Origin of the sequence: Maribellus comscasis, assembly GCF_009762775.1 — a bacterium.
In the GTDB taxonomy this organism is placed as follows: domain Bacteria; phylum Bacteroidota; class Bacteroidia; order Bacteroidales; family Prolixibacteraceae; genus Draconibacterium; species Draconibacterium comscasis.
In genome coordinates this window covers 1,458,194-1,474,778 of the sequence record NZ_CP046401.1, presented here as the reverse complement: position 1 = coordinate 1,474,778, position 16,585 = coordinate 1,458,194, and the positions used below count along the sequence as shown (strand labels likewise).

Genomic DNA, 16,585 nt, shown 5'->3' with positions numbered 1-16,585 from the left:
TCTAAAATGGACAAGTGGAATCTATTTCAGCGGTTTCTGATTACCGAAAATGCACAAATTTCTATCTGGGATTTTGTAATTAATGCAATCATTATTCTTGTATTGTCACTCATTCTGGAATTTACCTATTCACGTTGTGCCAAAAGCTTATCAGGTAGAAAAGCATTTGGAGCAAATTTCTTTTTGATTGCGTTTACAACCATGCTTATAATTTCTATTGTAAAATCTTCACTTGCTCTTTCGCTGGGATTGGTAGGGGCGCTATCCATTGTACGTTTTCGTTCGGCTATAAAAGAGCCCGAAGAATTGGCTTACCTCTTTTTTACCATTGCCATTGGTTTGGGAATGGGGGCCAACCAACGTATTGTTACAGTAGTCGGAGCAATTGTATTGCTGGCTATTATTTGGGTTCGATATCTGACTTCAGCAAAAACGCGCAAACAAAATTTATATCTGACCGTGAGCAGCACAGGCGAAAGAAAACCTGGTCTTGAGAATATTGATTCCGTTGTGCGGGAAATTTTTAAAGCCTCAAAACTGGTGCGCTACGACGAAACAGCTGATTTAATTGAAGCGGCTTTCTGGATTGAAATTAAAAAGACCGACGACCTTCAGCAATTCAAAATACGGCTGAACGAAATAAACCCGGAAATTCGGATTTCGTTTGTCGACAATAATTCGTTTTAAGCGTTATGGACGGGTATACCGAATTAACAACCTACAGATACGAAAGAAAATTTATAGCGGAAGGCTCCTCCGGGCCCGCTGCTGAAGCTGTTGTTAAGCGTAACAGTGCTTTTTTTGTTCCAGCTTTTGTGCCGCGCCGGGTGAATAATATTTATTTTGATACGCCGGGTCTGGATTGTTATTTTGATAACCTTTTCGGACACGGTGACCGGTGGAAAGTTCGCTTGCGGTGGTATGACAATCAGTTTGGAGAGATTGCTTCTCCAATTCTTGAGTTTAAAATAAAAAAGGGATTAACCGGAACAAAAAAATCATATCCTGTACCTTCTTTTCTTTTCGATGAGCGATTTTTTGATTCAAGTACATTAAAACAGTTATTTTCCGAAGCCGGCTTACCGCTTGAAGTTTCTGAAAAACTTAAGGGCTTGCAACCGGTTTTGTTTAATTCCTATTTCAGAAATTATTTTACAACGCTCGATAAGAAATTCCGAATTACAACAGATACTGAAATGGAATACTACAACCTCAGACCCACCTGGAATAATTTGCAGCATTCCTGCAAAGAAAGATTAAAAACAGTGATTGAGTTAAAGTACGATCAGGAATTTGACCGGGAGGCAGAAAAAATAAGCAACCAGTTTCCTTTTCGTTTAGATAAAAATTCGAAATTTGTAGCCGGCATGAGCCATTTTAAAAATGAAATTGCCTTGTAAGAAAACAGAATGGATATTTATAAAGAGAAGAAACAGGAACTCAGAGCGTATTTTGATAAAATCGCAGCGTCAAGAATCAAATACCGGAAAAGTAAAAGTTATTATTGGGACAGTATAACCGAGTATGTCAGCTTTTTTGTTCACAAAAATGCATCTGTTGTTGAAATTGGTTGCGGAACCGGAGAATTGCTTGGAAAAATAGACGGAAAGGAAAAAACGGGGATTGATTTCAGTGAGAAAATGATTGAAGAGGCAAAAAGACAATTTCCATCAGTCGATTTTATTTGCGCCCCGGCAGAGGACATTCAACTGGAGAAAAAATTTGATGTTGTTATTTTGTCAAATTTAATTGGTTACCTGGTAGATATACAGGAAGTGTTTCAGGGACTGCATAACATTTGCCACAACGAAACCAAAATAATCATTACTTACTATAATAGTTTTTGGGAGCCGTTTATAAAGTTTGCCGAATTTATAGGAATAAAAAAGAAAGGACCAAAGCAGAGCTGGATATCGGCTAAAGATTTGTCGAACCTTTTGTTTTTGTCGGGCTTTGAAACTTACAAACAGAATTCGTCAATGCTTTTCCCGTTTTATATCCCGCTTTTGTCGGCCTTTTTAAATAAATTTGTTTCCCGTCTTCCTTTTTTTAACTGGTTCGCCCTGAATCAATACACTTTTGCCCGCCCCATTGTGGATGTAAAACAGGAAGAAGTAAGTGACAAATATTCTACTTCCGTGCTTATTCCGGCAAGAAACGAAAGTGGGAATATTGAAAATGCCATTTTACGACTGCCCCGGTTTGGTAAGCACCTGGAAATTATTTTTGTTGAAGGAAACTCCACCGACGATACCTGGGCGAAAATTCAGGAGATAAAAGAAAAATATAAAGAAACACACGATATTAAAATATTACAGCAGCCCGGTAAGGGAAAAGGCGATGCGGTAAGAGCAGGTTACAGTATTGCAAAAGGTGATATTTTGATGATTCTGGATGCGGATTTGACTGTCCCCCCTGAACAGTTGCCAAAGTTTTATAATGCGCTTGCACAAAACAAGGGAGGATTTATTAATGGAACCCGTCTTATTTATCCTTTGGAAAAAAATGCAATGCGTTTTCTGAATACGCTTGGTAATAAATTTTTTAGCGCTGCTTTTAGCTGGTTGCTTGAACAACCTGTAAAAGATACATTGTGTGGGACAAAAGTGATGTTTCGAAAAGATTACGAAAAACTCGCGGCTAACCGGTCTTATTTTGGTGATTTTGACCCCTTTGGCGATTTTGATTTACTTTTTGGGGCCTTTAAACTCAATCTTAAAATAGTTGATATGCCCATAAGATACCAGGAAAGAAAGTATGGAGATACCAATATTTCAAGGTTTAAACACGGTTTACTTCTTTTAAAAATGTGGTGGTTTGCACTTTTTAAAATTAAATTTAAATAGTGTTGGGCTTTACCGAACATCCATAAAGTTATGTTGAGTTTTTTGAAATATGATATTCCATATGAGTTGGATTCTCCGGAAAGAACGGTTTTTCACGGTGAAATTATTCGGGAAAAGGTTTTTCTTCGGCGGCTATACCGGGAGTGGTATGACGTATTGTTAAAACGAAAGCCGCAATTGCCAACAGGAAAGGTGATTGAAGTCGGTTCGGGAGGAGGGTTTTTGAAAGAACTTGATCCTGATGTTTTGTGCGCCGACGTTCTGGATTTACCTTCAAACGATCTTACTTTCTCTGCCCTCGACATGCCGTTTGATAACAACGAAATCAGCTCCATCTTTATGATTGATACTTTTCATCATATTCCGGATGCCGGCCGGTTTTTATCCGAAGTAAGCAGGGTGCTGAAAAAAGACGGATTGCTTATAATGATAGAACCTGCCAATAGTTTGTGGGGGCGATTTATCTACAAAAATTTTCACCATGAACCTTTTGATGTTGATGGGAACTGGACCATCCCGTCATCGGGTCCCCTGAGTGGAGCAAACGGAGCGCTGCCCTGGATTGTTTTTGAAAGGGATAGTGACGTTTTTAACTCAAAATTTCCCAACCTGAAATTACATCATTTAAATTATCATACCCCCTTTCGATATTTGCTTAGCGGAGGTGTTTCCTTCAAGTCGCTGGTGCCTGGGTTTTCCTATGGCTTTTTTAAACTTGCAGATAAATGCCTCTCCGGAATTTCAAAACAAATGTCAATGTTTGTCACCATCGTAATCAGGAAAGTTTAATTTTTTTGGGTGACAGTTAATCCTGAAAATTACTGTTTTACAGTTTGATTTGTATAAATTTCGCCCCAGGCATGTTTTAGCCGGAATTCCTTTACCATTTTATTTTCGGATTTTATAGAATCCAGTTGAGATTCGACTCCATAAGATGTGCATTCATTTATAAAAATGCCGGCGTCCTTAAACTTATCAAGATTCACTACATTTGAAAAGCCCTTCCTGTTGGATACATAACCAAGATGTGGGTTCCTCAAACAAAAAATAAGGTTAAAACTGGCAGCAATCGGTTCATCTTGCCAGGCCTGCTCCTCGCAGTATTTTACCATTTCCTGGTGTACTTTTACTACCTGAACATATCCCATATTACTGTCGGCACTCGACTTTTTTGTAAAAGTATAAAAGAGGGGAACAGCTAAAATTAAGGCAAGTATTGAGCCATTTACAATCATTTTTTTGAACCTCACCTGCTCCAGTAAAACACCGGCTATAATCACAAAGAGTGCCAGTAGTACCAGCATATACCGCTGTGTATAAAAATTAAGTGCCGAGAAAAGAAGAAAAATAACAGTTTGAAAAACCAGAAGGGCCAGTAAATTTTTGTTTTTCAGTTTTTTCTTTTTGAGCAAGAGATAAACAAGCGCCACCACTACAGCCAGCAAAATAACATTTCTTCCGTAACGTGTGAAAATAATCCCGGTGGCAATTTTTAACTTATTTATAATGGAAACAAAACTTAATTGAATATAACCGGTGTGTTCCTGAAAAAAGAAAGAACCAAATTCTTTTTTGTGAAGAATAAGGAAGCCGCCATATACAAGAATTGGCAGCAGAATAAGAAGACTTTCAAGAATATATTTTCGTGACTCTTTTCCGGGTTTGAGGTAAACAGCCAGGTGGTAAAGTAAAAATCCACCAACAAAAACAATGCTGGTTTCTTTGGTTAAAACCATTACTGATGACCAAATTGCAAATGCCAGATATTTTTGATTTAAATATGAATTGATAGCAAGCAAAAATAGCAGTGTAATTAGCATTTCGGGAAGAAGCATGGTTGCCTGCGCCAAAAACAGCGACTGTACACTAAATAATAATACGGCAATATTTGCAGCCCACAGGTTGGTATGTTTTTTTACCACAAAAAAAAGAGCCGTTAAAGTAGCCAGCGAAATAAGGAAAGGTAAAACGTGTACCCAAAAAACAGAAGTTCCAACCAACTGCATCCACGACGACGACAAAAAGAAAAAAAACAGTGGGTGTCCCTTGGCATCCCATAAGGGCAAAGCTCCCGGAAGTAGCCCCGGACCGGTTTCGTACATTTTGTAAACAGCAGGAAAATATGACCAGGCTTCGTCCCAAAAGTAGGGCAGGCTTAAATGCGGAAATTTTACTATCGCCACAAAAAGCAAAGGTACTGCAAACAGCCGGTTTTCTATTTTTTCGATTTTGTTTTTCACTTTGCTGCCGTGTCAAAGTCCTGCTTATCTGATATTCTTCGAATGGTCAAATCATCAAAATATGCTTGTTTTTTATCTTTATTCCAAATATAAATCTTTAATGTTTTATTTTCCATTTCCGGTGTTACCCGGAATTCCAGCCGCAAAAATTCCCACCCGTTTTCATCGGTCGTAAGATAATCATTTTGGGCGTCGTAAAAAAGATCAGGCTCAACAGAGCCAACCACCAAACGGGCACTGTTGTTATCGGTTTTTCGCCAGATAGTCACTTCATAAATCTCCCCGTTCTTTAAACCATCAAGAAAATATTCTATGGCAAATTCTGTATGCGAATCCACTTTAACTGCGTGTTTTCCCGACTTAAATACTTCTTCCGTGCGGGTGGAGGCGTTGCCAAAAGGTTTCCCGTTTGTCCCCAGAAAAAGACGGCCATCTTTTGTTGTAGTTTCAAAATCACAGGAATCAACAACTTCTGTATCTTTTACAGACGTGGTATTTAAAAGTCTTAATGTATCGAGTTCATAAATTACCTGGACGCGCCCTTTATAAATTTCGTTTAATGGTATTCCTTTGTTTTCCAACTCATTTAATGCATTTTTATCTTTTGGCCCGCCTATCAGAAGGATTTTGTTTCCATTGAATTCAACGATATTTTCCAAAGAAACCTTTGCATTCCAGTTTTGAAACATTCCGTGGTTATGGTTGTAGAGGTAAGTGTTGGGATACAAATTCTTTAAATAAGGTAACAACCTGTTTTTTGAATAGACATCGCCAAATTTCAGTGCAGAATATTTGTTAAGAGAATTAGGATAGTAGTAAATTTTTGTATACTCCGCGTAATCTCTTTCCAGCATCAGTTCCGTTGAATCCAGTTCTTCGTTGGTAATTTTATATCCGTAGTCGGCATATTTGAGTTTTTGAGGTTGCGTAAAAGCCAGAAAAACAGCTAAGCCAATAACAATAGCAGGTAAAACAATTTTATGCGATTTTAGCAAAATTCTCAGGATAAAAAAGATGGTGATTCCGGTTAAAAGAAGTTCAGGTATAAGATAATGGTCGGGATGAACGATATAATGTTTTGAGACAACCAAAACTCCCATAATATTCGCAGCAATCAAACCTGCCAGTATTTTTAAATCCCATGTGTTTGCTCTTTCATTTTTTTTGTGAACTTTTAGAAAAAAACACAGCGCCACGGTCAAAATCCCCAGTCCTGTTACAATACCAAATACCGGATTATTTTTCAGAAGTTCGAGCATGTTTGGTAAATACGTGGAAATATCGATAAATCCTTTTTCCCCCTGTCCGTATTTTCCGGTGTGGTTTGTTAAATCGCGAAACCAGTAATACATGTGTTTGTACTCGGGAATGGCAGGAATGGTAAAAAGTACAAAAGAAATAATAACACCAGCTATAAAAATCAGTTTCCTCTTCGTTGACGGAATAATTATCAACGGGAGGGCGATTAGAGGGAGAAAGGTTGCCTTGGTTGCCAATCCCGCTCCAATTATCAGCGAAAATACAATCACATATTGGAACTTATTTTTATTTTCTGAAAAATAGAAATAGAGAATTGTAATAACATAAATACAGGTGATAAAAAACAAAACCGGTTCAGGTTCCACTTTTGTCCAAATATGATCAAGTGTATTCGCACTTAAAAAGCCGGTAATTTGAAAGAGAAGTGCAGTCCACACAGAATTTGTTTTTTTCAAAACAAAAAAGCCAAGAAACAGCAGAATCAAAAAATTCATCACAACCAAAACATGTTGGATGGCATCCATAAAAAGCAGTGGCTCTTTTAATACATGTGTAACAATTTTTTCGTCGGATGAATTTGAGAACCAGTGTTTCACCGCAATGCTAACAGCTCCTATTTGCATAACGGTTGTCCCCGGATGATCGTGATAGCCTACACTTTCTCCATTCGCAATTGCGATAGAATTTGCGAGATAAACATAGTTGGGATCATTCCCATATTTTGCGATATGTATACTTAGCCCTCCCCACAAAAACAGTAAGGGAAGAACAAGTAAACTATATCGCCAATACTTGTTTGAGAACATAGCTGTTACCGGGCTTGGAAAATTTTATTTTTTGCGACTCCCCACTTCTGTAGCCGATACTGGATCGAAGTCTTCAAAACACCGATCCCGTAAACGCTGCTGTTTTTAAAGTTGATACTCGAAGCATCATCGAAATACTTGGTGGGACATGTGATTTCGGAGATTTCGTAACCAGCATACCAAATTTGAGCCAGCATCTGGTTGTCAAACACAAAATTATCAGAATTGGCATTGTAGTTTACACTCTCGAGTACTTCACGCGTAAAAGCACGGTAACCGGTGTGGTATTCCGAAAGTTTAGCGTTCATCAAAATATTCTGGAAAAGCGTAAGTCCGCGGTTGGCAATCCATTTTACAAGCGGCATCCCTCCTTTTAAGGCACCTTTCCCCAGAATTCGGGAGCCTAAAACCACATGGTATAATCCGCTGGCCAGCAGATGTGTCATTGCTGGAATCAGTTTCGGAGTATATTGATAATCAGGATGGAGCATAATCACGATATCGGCACCCAGTTCAAGTGCTTTGTTGTAACACGATTTCTGGTTGCCACCGTATCCTTTGTTTTGTTCATGAACAACAATATGTTTAATCCCCAGCTTTTTGCCTACTTCTACCGTATCATCCTTGCTTAAGTCGTCAACAAGAATGACGTCATCAACAATTGAAAAATCAATTTCGTTATAGGTGATTTTTAGTGTTTTAGAAGCATTGTATGCCGGAAGAACAACAACTACCTTTTTTCCGTTAACCATCTGTTCTGATTTTTGGACGGTAAAAATAGCAAGAAAATAAAAGGTATAAGCATTATTTTTCCTGAAAAAGGAAAAGAAAAAGTTGTTCCAAAATTCTAGCTCATTCTTCTGAACCGGATTCAGGATCTTCATTTTTTAATTGTACCTGCAATTTTAGATTCTGAAATAAATTAAGATCCAAACTTTCCTGAATTCTGAAACAACTTTTTAAATTTATTCTGAGTCGTCCCCTGATTCTAATTTACTTTCATATTTTTTTACAACCAGTTTTACGATTTGGTAGGATATAATGATTAAGACTGGCCAGCTTAACATCCATAATATGGCTTCGGTATGCATAATTTTTCAGATTTCAATGTTCAAATTTCAAACTATATTAATGCTCAATCTTTTTAAGATTTGGTATTTGTGCTAGTAAGCGTGCGATTCTTTGTTCATCTCTTCTTCCGAAATTTTCTTCCGGTTCATAATTCTCCAGAAATAGACGATGTAAGCCAAAACAAACGGAATTAAAAGTGAAACATAACTCATGGTTGTTAGCGTAAATTTGCTGGATGAAGCATTTTGAATCGTAAGAGAAGATTGTAAATCATAAATCGACGGATAAAATGAAGTGTTGTTCAATCCGGCAATTAAAAACAGCGCAAATACAGTTAGAACAGTTCCTGTGCCGGCAAACCAAAAACCTTTTTCACTTTTCATAAACAGCGTGGATATGATTCCCCATAAAACACCAACAACTCCAACCAGTAAAATTGCAGTATTTAATGGCATTTGCAAAACGTTGTGCAGGTATTTGTATTTTTCCATAAACACTTCGCCAGTGTCAGGATTAACAGCAAATCCTTCTTTTAAAAGAAGCCAAATCAGAAAATAGAGAAAGAATACGAGGAAGGGAACCGTATTGTATAGTAACTGCTTTTTCGCACGTGTTACTATAGTTTCGTGGTCGACAGTAAAAATAAAGTACAGTGCTCCCAATACACGCGAAAGGAAAAATACCGCAAGGCCAAGTGCCACATTGTGAAAAGTGAGGACAGCTTCCAAGCCACGGAATGGGGTTTGCCAATCCACCTGGTTCATATCGTTTAGCGAAAACATTGCTCCGTTAAAAAATGTGCCAACTGCTGTTCCAACGAGAATCGTTCCGAGTAATCCGTTTAAAACCAGAAAAATTTCAAAAGTTTTGGAACCAAGTAAATTTGCCGGTTTTTTTCGGTATTCATATGCTACTGCCTGGATCACAAATGCCGCCAGAATGGCCAGCCAAACCCAGTAAGCACCGCCAAAACTTGTGGAGTAGAAAAGAGGAAATGACGCAAAAAATGCGCCTCCGAAGGTTACCAGCGTAGTAAATGTAAATTCCCATTTTCTTCCCAAAGTATTTAAGATAATCGTTTTTTCTCCTTCTGTTTTTCCAACGGAATAAAGAAGGGTCTGACCACCCTGAACAAAGGTGAGGAAAACAAAAAGTGCTCCGAGTACAGAAACCAGTACCCACCAATATTGTTGTAATCCTAAATGTGATATATTTTCAAACATGATTTTTCCTCCTGTTAATGTTTTGGTCCAATTTTAATCTGACGGAACATAATTTTCAGCTCAGCAATCAGCAGAACTGTAAAGAGAACTGCAAATAACCAGAATGTTGTTTGAACCGAGCCCGCACTAATTCTGGTAACTGCGGCCATTGTTGGCATCAAATCCTGTACTACCCATGGTTGACGTCCTACTTCGGCAACAATCCAGCCTGCCTGTCCGGCAATGTATGCAAGCGGTATGGCAATAATAGCCAGTCGCATAAACCACCGTTTTTTATCGAATGTTCCTTTTACGATATAAAGGAGCGACAGAACAAACAGCAGTATAAAAAAGAACCCGAGTAAGACCATTACATGAAAACTGTAGAACGTTAGCGGGACATTGGGAACTAAATCCTGCGGGTCGTCAAAATAGCCATAGCCAAAGTATTTAAAATAGTCTTCCTGAAAACCGGCGCTGGTTAATTCCGTTTTTAGAGCGTTGGCCAGCTGGTCATTTCCGGCTTTTTTTGCATTTTTAAATTCGCCAAGCTTTTGAATGGCAACTTTACCGCGTTCAATCTTTTCGGTTGCCGGCATGTAACCATATTTTTCATTTCCGTTTATCAGGTCGTTTATTCCAGGTACAAAGGCATTCCAGTCGAGAAAGGCCATGTAAGAAAGAAAATTTGGGATTTCAAGTTTCATACTGAAGTCCTTTAAGTTTTCATTTTGCGGATCCGTTTCCGACTCGGTAAAAACGCCAATTGCAACCAGACCAGCTCCTTCGCTTCCATTGTACAATCCTTCAAGGGCGGCAAATTTCATATTCTGGTCGTTGGCAATGGTTCTCGTGGAATTGTCTCCGGTCATAACTAGGTATACCGACGAAATTAATCCAAAAACAGCTGCAACGAGGATGCTCTTTTTGGCAAGCATAATTTCTCTGTTTTTTAAGAGATACCATGCTGAGATGCCAATCACAAAAACTGAGGCAAGCACAAACCCGGATGAAGTAGCATGTAACCACTTGTCTACAGCGGTTTGAGAAAAGAGTACCTCCCAGAAATTATCCATCTCATTACGCGCAGTTTCAGGGTTAAAAATCATTCCCACCGGTTTTTGCATCCAGCCGTTGGCAACCAGAATCCAGAGTGCAGAAAGGTTGGCGCCGATTGCGGTGAGCCAGGTAGCCAGCAAGTGGGTTTTTTTACTTACTTTATTCCACCCAAAAAACATGATGGCAATAAAGGTTGATTCCATAAAAAACGCCAGAATTCCTTCAATTGCCAGCGGTGCTCCAAAAATGTCTCCAACAAACCAGGAGTAGTTCGACCAGTTGGTTCCAAATTCAAATTCAAGAATAATTCCGGTAGCAACCCCAATGGCAAAGTTTATTCCAAACAGAGTCATCCAAAACTTGGTAATTTTTTTCCACTCCTCCTTTCCGGTTTTAACATAAAGCGTTTCCATAAACGCAATAATGAAAGTAATACCAAGGGTTAGCGGAACAAAAATCCAGTGATACATGGCCGTGAGCGCAAATTGTGCCCTCGACCAGTCAACTAAAGATACATCAGCAATTTCAATCATTATTTTTTCATTTTGATTTAGTCAAAACATCAAGTACATGTTCACTTCTTTCTTTGTCAGTATCAAAGTTTGATTTCAGAAAATCAGGGAAAAAGAAAATTCGAAGGATTACAAACATGATAAAAAGTTTAACCAGGATAATTAGCCAAACTTGTCGCCCCCAATTACTCATGTTTTTAAATCCACTGATATAAAACTTCCAAATCCTTAAAAGAATATTTTGCCTGTTCATGCTTAATTCCCTTTAAAAATACCTTATTTGAAGCACACGATGGTTTTTTATTATGTATTTTTTAACATATGTTTGATAGAAAAGTTCTTAGAACTATTCTAAATTAGGCATTAATATTGAGATTTAAAAAGGATGAAAAAGTGTTTTTATTGCAAATTAAACCAATTCTTTTGTGGGAATGTATTTTATGTTTTAAATGAAAATGGTATTTGTTGTATTAAGTTTTTGACAGGCAGTTTTTTATATGCTTTTTTGTGTCGGGGAAAAGTTGAATTATTGGAGCGAATGTTTTTTACAATTTTACCCTGCCGGCCAAACGGGTGGCAAATGTTGCAAAAGCAACTACTGAAACCGAACTGATGGGCATAAGAATGGCAGCCACGATAGGAGATAAGTTTCCGGTGATGGCAAAAGCAATTCCAATAATGTTGTAGAAAAAAGAAATGGTAAAACTAAGTTTAACAATGTTGAGTGAAGTTTTCGTAAAACTGATAAATTTTGCCAGGCGTTGGAATTGGCCGGCTTCCATAACGGCATCGCTGGCAGGAGCAAAATGGTACACTTTGTCGGCAACAGTAAGCGCAACATCGCTTTGCATTAGTGCCCCCGCATCGTTTAATCCGTCGCCGGTCATTAATATCGTTTCACCTTGTTGCTGCAATTGCTGAATAAGTTCTGCTTTGTCTCCCGGTTTTTGATTAAAATGCATTTTATCTCCCTCGAAATATTCTGAAAGATTTTGGGCTTCTGCATTGTTATCGCCCGATATAAGAAACAACTTAAATTGTTTTTGTAACGATTTTAATACGGAATCGATTCCATTCCTGTAAAGATTACTTATTGTAAAATACCCCGCAATTTTGTTGTTTATTGAAACATAAACCATTGATGATTCAACCTTTTCTGCCGGAGCCCGGCTACTTACATATTCTTCCGAACCGATTTTTATTTCCAGTTTGTTTACCTTTCCAAAAATTCCCCGACCGGCAACTTCAACAAAATGTTCCGGTTTTATGTATTCGGCGTGTTCAAGCGAGTTTGCAACTGCATTACTCAGCGGGTGAGTCGATTGTTTTGCAAGCGAGAAGACCGCATCCGTTTCAGATTTTGAAAGTTTGCTCCCTGTAAATTCAATTTTATTTTTATTTGGCTGAGTAAGTGTTCCGGTTTTATCAAAAACAATGGCTGTAATGTGAGATAGTTTTTCAATTACATCCGTATTTTTTATATAGAGGCCCGATTTGCCAAAAATGCGCATCGTATTTCCAAAAGTAAATGGAATAGATAATGCCAGAGCACAAGGACACGCCACAATTAAAACGGCAGTAAATACAAAAATAGCAGTACGGGTTTCACCTTTGAACATCCAGTAGGCGAATCCGCTTATAGCGATGGCAATAACAATAAGTGTAAAGTACCGGCTGATTTTATCGGAGAGTGATTTTAGTGAATCTGAAGGTTTTTTATAGGTTTTGTCCTGGTTCCACAGTTTGGTCAGGTGGCTTTGGTTCACCTCTTTTTTTACTTTTACTTTTATAATTCCGCCCATTTGCCTTCCGCCGGCGTAAATAAAGTCACCCGACTTTTTTACCACCGGGCTCGATTCGCCGGTTACAAAGCTGTAGTCGATTTGTCCTTCGCCATCAGCCAGTTCTGAGTCGGCAGGAATCAACTCTTTGTTACGGATAATCAACTCATCGCCAACTTCTATTTTTTCGAGCAGAATACTTTCTTCAATTTGTTTATTGATTTTTGTGACGGCAATAGGGAAGTATGATTTGTAGTTTCGTTCAAACGATAGTGCTTCATAAGTTTTTCCCTGGTACCATTTTCCTACCAAAAGAAAAAAGATAAGTCCTGAAAGGCTGTCGCAATACCCGGGACCGCCGGTGAAAAAGACTTCGTAACTGCTTACAAGAAAAAGAACAATTATTCCCAATGCGATGGGCAGATCGATACTGATGTTTTTTTTCAACAGGTTTTTGAACGCCGAAATGTAATAATCGCTGCCACTGTAAAAAGCTACGGGAATTACAAGAATATAGCTTAAAATGTTAAAAAGATGCTGTAGCTTGTCACTTAGCGGTTCGCCGTTAAAATAAGCCGGCAAACTATAGGTCATCACGTTAATAAAAACAAAGCCGGCCACGCCTATTTTATACAGCAGTTTTTTATAGGAATGTTTCTCCTGATTTTTCTCAGAAGGATTTTGCGAAAGGTCAGGAATGTAGTGAATAGAACTTAACAATTCCACTACCTGACGTAATGAAATCACGGATTCGTCAAAAGTAACATCTACTTCCTTTCGGGTAAAATTTACAAAGGAATATTTGATTCCTTTGTGCAGGGTTTTTAGGTTTTCCAAAAGCCAGATGCATGAGGCGCAATGAATAACCGGGATAAAGAATTTTACTTTTGAAATTCCGCTTTCAGAAAATGAAATGAGTTTTTGCTTTACCTCTTCATTATCCAAAAATGCATATTTATTCCCGAATTCGGTAGTTTCAACTTTTATACCCGGGCTTTCTTCAAGCTGATAGTAATTATAAAGTTTGTTTTCGTTCAGTAACTGGTAAACCGTTTTACAACCGTTGCAACAAAATTTTTTGTCGTTCCAGGTTACCGGAATTTTCCCGCAGTCGGCTCCGCAGTGTATACAGTTATTGTTTGTTTCTGAATTCATTTTATTGAACAGTACTCCGGTTTGGAATCCCAATGCAGGTTTGCTGAATTTTTTTCAAGGCTTTTTTCAAATTTTTGTTCTATTTTTTGTTTGGGCGGACTTAAATACGGAATTCCCAGACTCAGCCCACGCAGGATAAAAAGCAGTCCAACCACAAGCACCAAAACCGGAATAAGTCGATTGATTCTTTTTCGAACAGTCAGGCTCATTACATTACCGGCCAGAGAAATTGCCAGCAACATGGGAATTGTGCCCAGCCCGAAAAGAATCATGTACAATGAACCTTCGCCTACATTTCCTACCCCGATGGCTCCAGCAATAGCCATATAAACCAAGCCGCAGGGAAGCAGGCCGTTTAACAATCCAATAAAAAACAGGCTTGAAAATGAGCGGATAGTAAATAGCTGACCAATGGATTTTTTAAGTTTCCCAACAACAGAAAACCAACTTTTATCAAGAGAATACTGATTACGAAATAAGGCCGGGAAAAGTACTGAGACTATCATTACTCCACCCATCAGTACCGATACTTTTTGCTGAAAGCCAATCATTTGAATTCCCTGGCCAAGCAGGCCAAAAACAGCACCCATAATCCCGTAAGTGAGTGTTCTTCCGATATTATACAAGGCCCCGCCAAATATTTTTTGAGAAACGGTGTTTCCGTGCAGCGGAAGAGCTATTGCAATCGGGCCACACATTCCGGCACAGTGGAAGCTTCCCATTAAGCCAAGTAAAAAAGCTGAAAGTAAAATTGTCATTTGTACTTAATTGCTGAAAATTTTTTTATTGAATATTTACTGGTCGGTCCAGTTCGTATCTTAATCCTTCGGAATACCACGAAAATTTTAAAATGTATCTCCCGTTGATGAGTTCGTCTTTTGATATTTGAATCGTTTTTGCCTGTTTGTTTAAAGAAATTAAAACATCGTTTTTGCTGCTCGATGGCCGGAACAGAAGTACATTTCCGGAATCGATTTTAGCAGCCAGCAGATCATCAATATCAATTTGAAAAACATCGTTTTGTAAATTAACGTTAAGCGCATTTTTGTAGGGCACCGATCGGGCATTTACATTCATCTGTTCAGTATAATCCACACCTTTTTCATAATAATCCCTGTGAACAAGGTTTACATCCTGATTTATTGCGAAAATGATAAAACCGGCAGAAGCCATTAAAAACAAAGTCAAAAAAATAAAAATTCCCGTTCCCCAATTCCATTTCATCTCACACTATTTTTAAGTTTACGGACTGACAAATGTAGCTTTGTATGTCTCAATTAATTCGTTATTGTTAAAAATACCGAATTCAACTTCGGTTTTGTCGCTATTTAGTTCTTCTTTTGGAATAAACAAAATAAATGTTGATTCAAACCGGCCCTGATCTTTTACAATCATCGAATTTCCTGCCATTTGTATTCTTCCTTTATGTGACAGAAGCCGGATTTCGAGCGGCATCTCCTCGTGTGTTTTATTAACGATTGTAAGGTTGTAAACATTTGAAATTGTATTGTCCCCGTTTTCCTGAAACAATAATCCGGGCGTGCGTAAAATGGTTGTTTCAATAACCGGACGAGATACAAATGTATAAATAAAAAAAGAGAAGATAACCAGCAGAACAACGGAGTAAGCCCGGTTTCTGGTATTCCATACAGAAGCATGTCCTTCTTTGATGGTTTTTTCAGAAGCGTAACGGATTAAACCGGGAGCTTTGTTGGTAATGTGCATTATTTTGTTGCACTGGTCGATACATGCGGTACAATTAATACATTCCAGCTGCGTCCCATTTCTGATATCGATACCGGTGGGGCATACCGACACACACTGGTGACAGTCGATACAATCGCCTTCATTTTTGGTTCCCCGTGGTTCTCCCCGTTTGTAGTCATAAGAAACTACAATGGAATTGGAATCGAGCAGCACTCCCTGCATTCTGCCATACGGGCAGACCATTGTGCAAACCTGTTCCCTGAAAAAAGAATATATCCAGTAGAAAACGCCTGAAACAACGATCATAACTATAAATCCGGAAAGGTTCTGCCGGAAGGGTTCCCTTACCAATTCCAACCATCTTTCGCTACCGGTAAACCACATCAGAAAAACATTGGTCATCGCAATGGCGATAAAAATAAACAGGCCGTGTTTTAGTGTTTTTTTTAAGATTTTTTCGCCTGTCCAGGGGCCCTGGTCGAGTTTGTATCTTTTTTTATAATCTCCTTCGATGAGGTATTCAATTTTCCGGAAAATCATTTCGAGGAAAATGGTTTGCGGGCATGCCCAGCCGCACCAGATTCTGCCAAATGTAACCGTAAAGAGAACAATAAACAGCACAAAGGAAAGCATAAGAAGGGCTAGGATAAAGGTGTCTTGTGCCCAGAATATTGCTCCAAAAATGATAAATTTCCGGTTGGCAATATCCAACAGAATTAAAGGATTTTCGTTTACGCGAATCCATGGTACTGCAATCCAAAAAAGCAAAAGAAACCAGCTAAAAAGTGTACGCCGTCTGTACCATTTCCCCGATGGCTTTTTTGCGTATACCCATTTTCGGCTGCCTTTTGCGTCCATGTTTATGGGGCGGTCGCGAAATGAAAGCTCTGCAATTGACATATGTTCGATTTGCGGTCAAAAAAAGGGAAAATAAATTCCCTGTTTT

The 16,585-nt window shown here is 38.5% G+C and carries 14 protein-coding genes; 4 read left to right on the top strand and 10 right to left on the bottom strand.

The genetic code is table 11. The features are described 5' to 3' along the window. The first annotated feature begins 6 nt into the window (after window positions 1–6). Genes GM418_RS06115 through GM418_RS06100 form a run of 4 tightly spaced genes read left to right on the top strand, consistent with a single transcriptional unit; the run spans window position 7 to window position 3,635 of the window. On the top strand, window positions 7–687 hold the full coding sequence (locus GM418_RS06115) for a DUF4956 domain-containing protein (RefSeq protein ID WP_158864187.1): 681 nt from the start codon (window positions 7–9) through the stop codon (window positions 685–687). A 5-nt stretch (window positions 688–692) separates the two neighbouring features. Further along, window positions 693–1,400: a VTC domain-containing protein gene (locus GM418_RS06110; protein WP_158864185.1), complete on the top strand. Its 708-nt coding sequence runs from the start codon at window positions 693–695 to the stop codon at window positions 1,398–1,400. 9 nt (window positions 1,401–1,409) lie between these two features. Next, a complete protein-coding gene (locus tag GM418_RS06105) occupies window positions 1,410–2,846 on the top strand; it encodes a glycosyltransferase (protein WP_158864183.1) in 1,437 nt (478 codons plus the stop codon). Window positions 2,847–2,876: 30 nt separating this feature from the next. Next, complete coding sequence (locus tag GM418_RS06100; protein ID WP_158864181.1) at window positions 2,877–3,635, top strand: class I SAM-dependent methyltransferase; 759 nt, start codon at window positions 2,877–2,879, stop codon at window positions 3,633–3,635. Window positions 3,636–3,664: 29 nt separating this feature from the next. On the opposite strand, the gene GM418_RS06095 is transcribed toward GM418_RS06100, so the two are convergent. From GM418_RS06095 to ccoG, 10 genes are all read right to left on the bottom strand, one after another. Then, window positions 3,665–5,086: an ArnT family glycosyltransferase gene (locus GM418_RS06095; protein WP_158864179.1), complete on the bottom strand. Its 1,422-nt coding sequence runs from the start codon at window positions 5,084–5,086 to the stop codon at window positions 3,665–3,667. After that, a complete protein-coding gene (locus tag GM418_RS06090; RefSeq protein WP_158864177.1) occupies window positions 5,083–7,152 on the bottom strand; it encodes an LTA synthase family protein in 2,070 nt (689 codons plus the stop codon). The genes GM418_RS06095 and GM418_RS06090 overlap by 4 nt, the downstream gene beginning before the upstream one ends. Window positions 7,153–7,157: 5 nt before the next feature. Further along, window positions 7,158–8,036 carry a glycosyltransferase family 2 protein gene (locus GM418_RS06085; protein ID WP_217447716.1) on the bottom strand — a complete coding sequence of 293 codons (879 nt, stop codon included), beginning with the start codon at window positions 8,034–8,036 and terminating at the stop codon, window positions 7,158–7,160. Window positions 8,037–8,315: 279 nt separating this feature from the next. Continuing rightward, window positions 8,316–9,446 (bottom strand): cytochrome d ubiquinol oxidase subunit II, encoded by a 1,131-nt coding sequence (cydB, locus tag GM418_RS06080; protein WP_158864175.1) that lies wholly within the window; start codon window positions 9,444–9,446, stop codon window positions 8,316–8,318. 14 nt (window positions 9,447–9,460) lie between these two features. After that, on the bottom strand, window positions 9,461–11,017 hold the full coding sequence (locus GM418_RS06075; protein WP_158864173.1) for a cytochrome ubiquinol oxidase subunit I: 1,557 nt from the start codon (window positions 11,015–11,017) through the stop codon (window positions 9,461–9,463). Between the two features lie 7 nt (window positions 11,018–11,024). Beyond that, entirely contained in the window at window positions 11,025–11,249 is a 225-nt protein-coding gene (locus GM418_RS06070) for a DUF4492 domain-containing protein (RefSeq protein ID WP_158864171.1), read from the bottom strand. A gap of 292 nt (window positions 11,250–11,541) precedes the next feature. Beyond that, on the bottom strand, window positions 11,542–13,932 hold the full coding sequence (locus GM418_RS06065) for a heavy metal translocating P-type ATPase (RefSeq protein WP_158864169.1): 2,391 nt from the start codon (window positions 13,930–13,932) through the stop codon (window positions 11,542–11,544). Next, window positions 13,929–14,690, bottom strand: a complete 762-nt coding sequence (locus GM418_RS06060; RefSeq protein WP_217447715.1) for a sulfite exporter TauE/SafE family protein — start codon at window positions 14,688–14,690, stop codon at window positions 13,929–13,931. Before GM418_RS06060 ends, GM418_RS06065 begins: the two co-directional genes overlap by 4 nt. A gap of 25 nt (window positions 14,691–14,715) precedes the next feature. Continuing rightward, window positions 14,716–15,156, bottom strand: a complete 441-nt coding sequence (locus GM418_RS06055; protein ID WP_158864167.1) for a FixH family protein — start codon at window positions 15,154–15,156, stop codon at window positions 14,716–14,718. 18 nt (window positions 15,157–15,174) lie between these two features. Further along, complete coding sequence (gene ccoG, locus GM418_RS06050; protein WP_158864165.1) at window positions 15,175–16,539, bottom strand: cytochrome c oxidase accessory protein CcoG; 1,365 nt, start codon at window positions 16,537–16,539, stop codon at window positions 15,175–15,177. Between the last annotated feature and the right edge of the window lie 46 nt (window positions 16,540–16,585).

What these genes read in the sequence shown, in the direction of transcription:
- GM418_RS06060 (WP_217447715.1), bottom strand. Translation starts at nt 14,690, where the DNA reads ATGACAATTTTACTTTCAGCTTTTTTACTTGGCTTAATGGGAAGCTTC.
- GM418_RS06075 (WP_158864173.1), bottom strand. Translation starts at nt 11,017, where the DNA reads ATGATTGAAATTGCTGATGTATCTTTAGTTGACTGGTCGAGGGCACAA.
- cydB (WP_158864175.1), bottom strand. Translation starts at nt 9,446, where the DNA reads ATGTTTGAAAATATATCACATTTAGGATTACAACAATATTGGTGGGTA.
- GM418_RS06090 (WP_158864177.1), bottom strand. Translation starts at nt 7,152, where the DNA reads ATGTTCTCAAACAAGTATTGGCGATATAGTTTACTTGTTCTTCCCTTA.
- GM418_RS06065 (WP_158864169.1), bottom strand. Translation starts at nt 13,932, where the DNA reads ATGAATTCAGAAACAAACAATAACTGTATACACTGCGGAGCCGACTGC.
- GM418_RS06055 (WP_158864167.1), bottom strand. Translation starts at nt 15,156, where the DNA reads ATGAAATGGAATTGGGGAACGGGAATTTTTATTTTTTTGACTTTGTTT.
- GM418_RS06110 (WP_158864185.1), top strand. Translation starts at nt 693, where the DNA reads ATGGACGGGTATACCGAATTAACAACCTACAGATACGAAAGAAAATTT.
- GM418_RS06070 (WP_158864171.1), bottom strand. Translation starts at nt 11,249, where the DNA reads ATGAACAGGCAAAATATTCTTTTAAGGATTTGGAAGTTTTATATCAGT.
- GM418_RS06105 (WP_158864183.1), top strand. Translation starts at nt 1,410, where the DNA reads ATGGATATTTATAAAGAGAAGAAACAGGAACTCAGAGCGTATTTTGAT.
- GM418_RS06100 (WP_158864181.1), top strand. Translation starts at nt 2,877, where the DNA reads ATGTTGAGTTTTTTGAAATATGATATTCCATATGAGTTGGATTCTCCG.
- GM418_RS06115 (WP_158864187.1), top strand. Translation starts at nt 7, where the DNA reads ATGGACAAGTGGAATCTATTTCAGCGGTTTCTGATTACCGAAAATGCA.
- ccoG (WP_158864165.1), bottom strand. Translation starts at nt 16,539, where the DNA reads ATGTCAATTGCAGAGCTTTCATTTCGCGACCGCCCCATAAACATGGAC.
- GM418_RS06085 (WP_217447716.1), bottom strand. Translation starts at nt 8,036, where the DNA reads ATGAAGATCCTGAATCCGGTTCAGAAGAATGAGCTAGAATTTTGGAAC.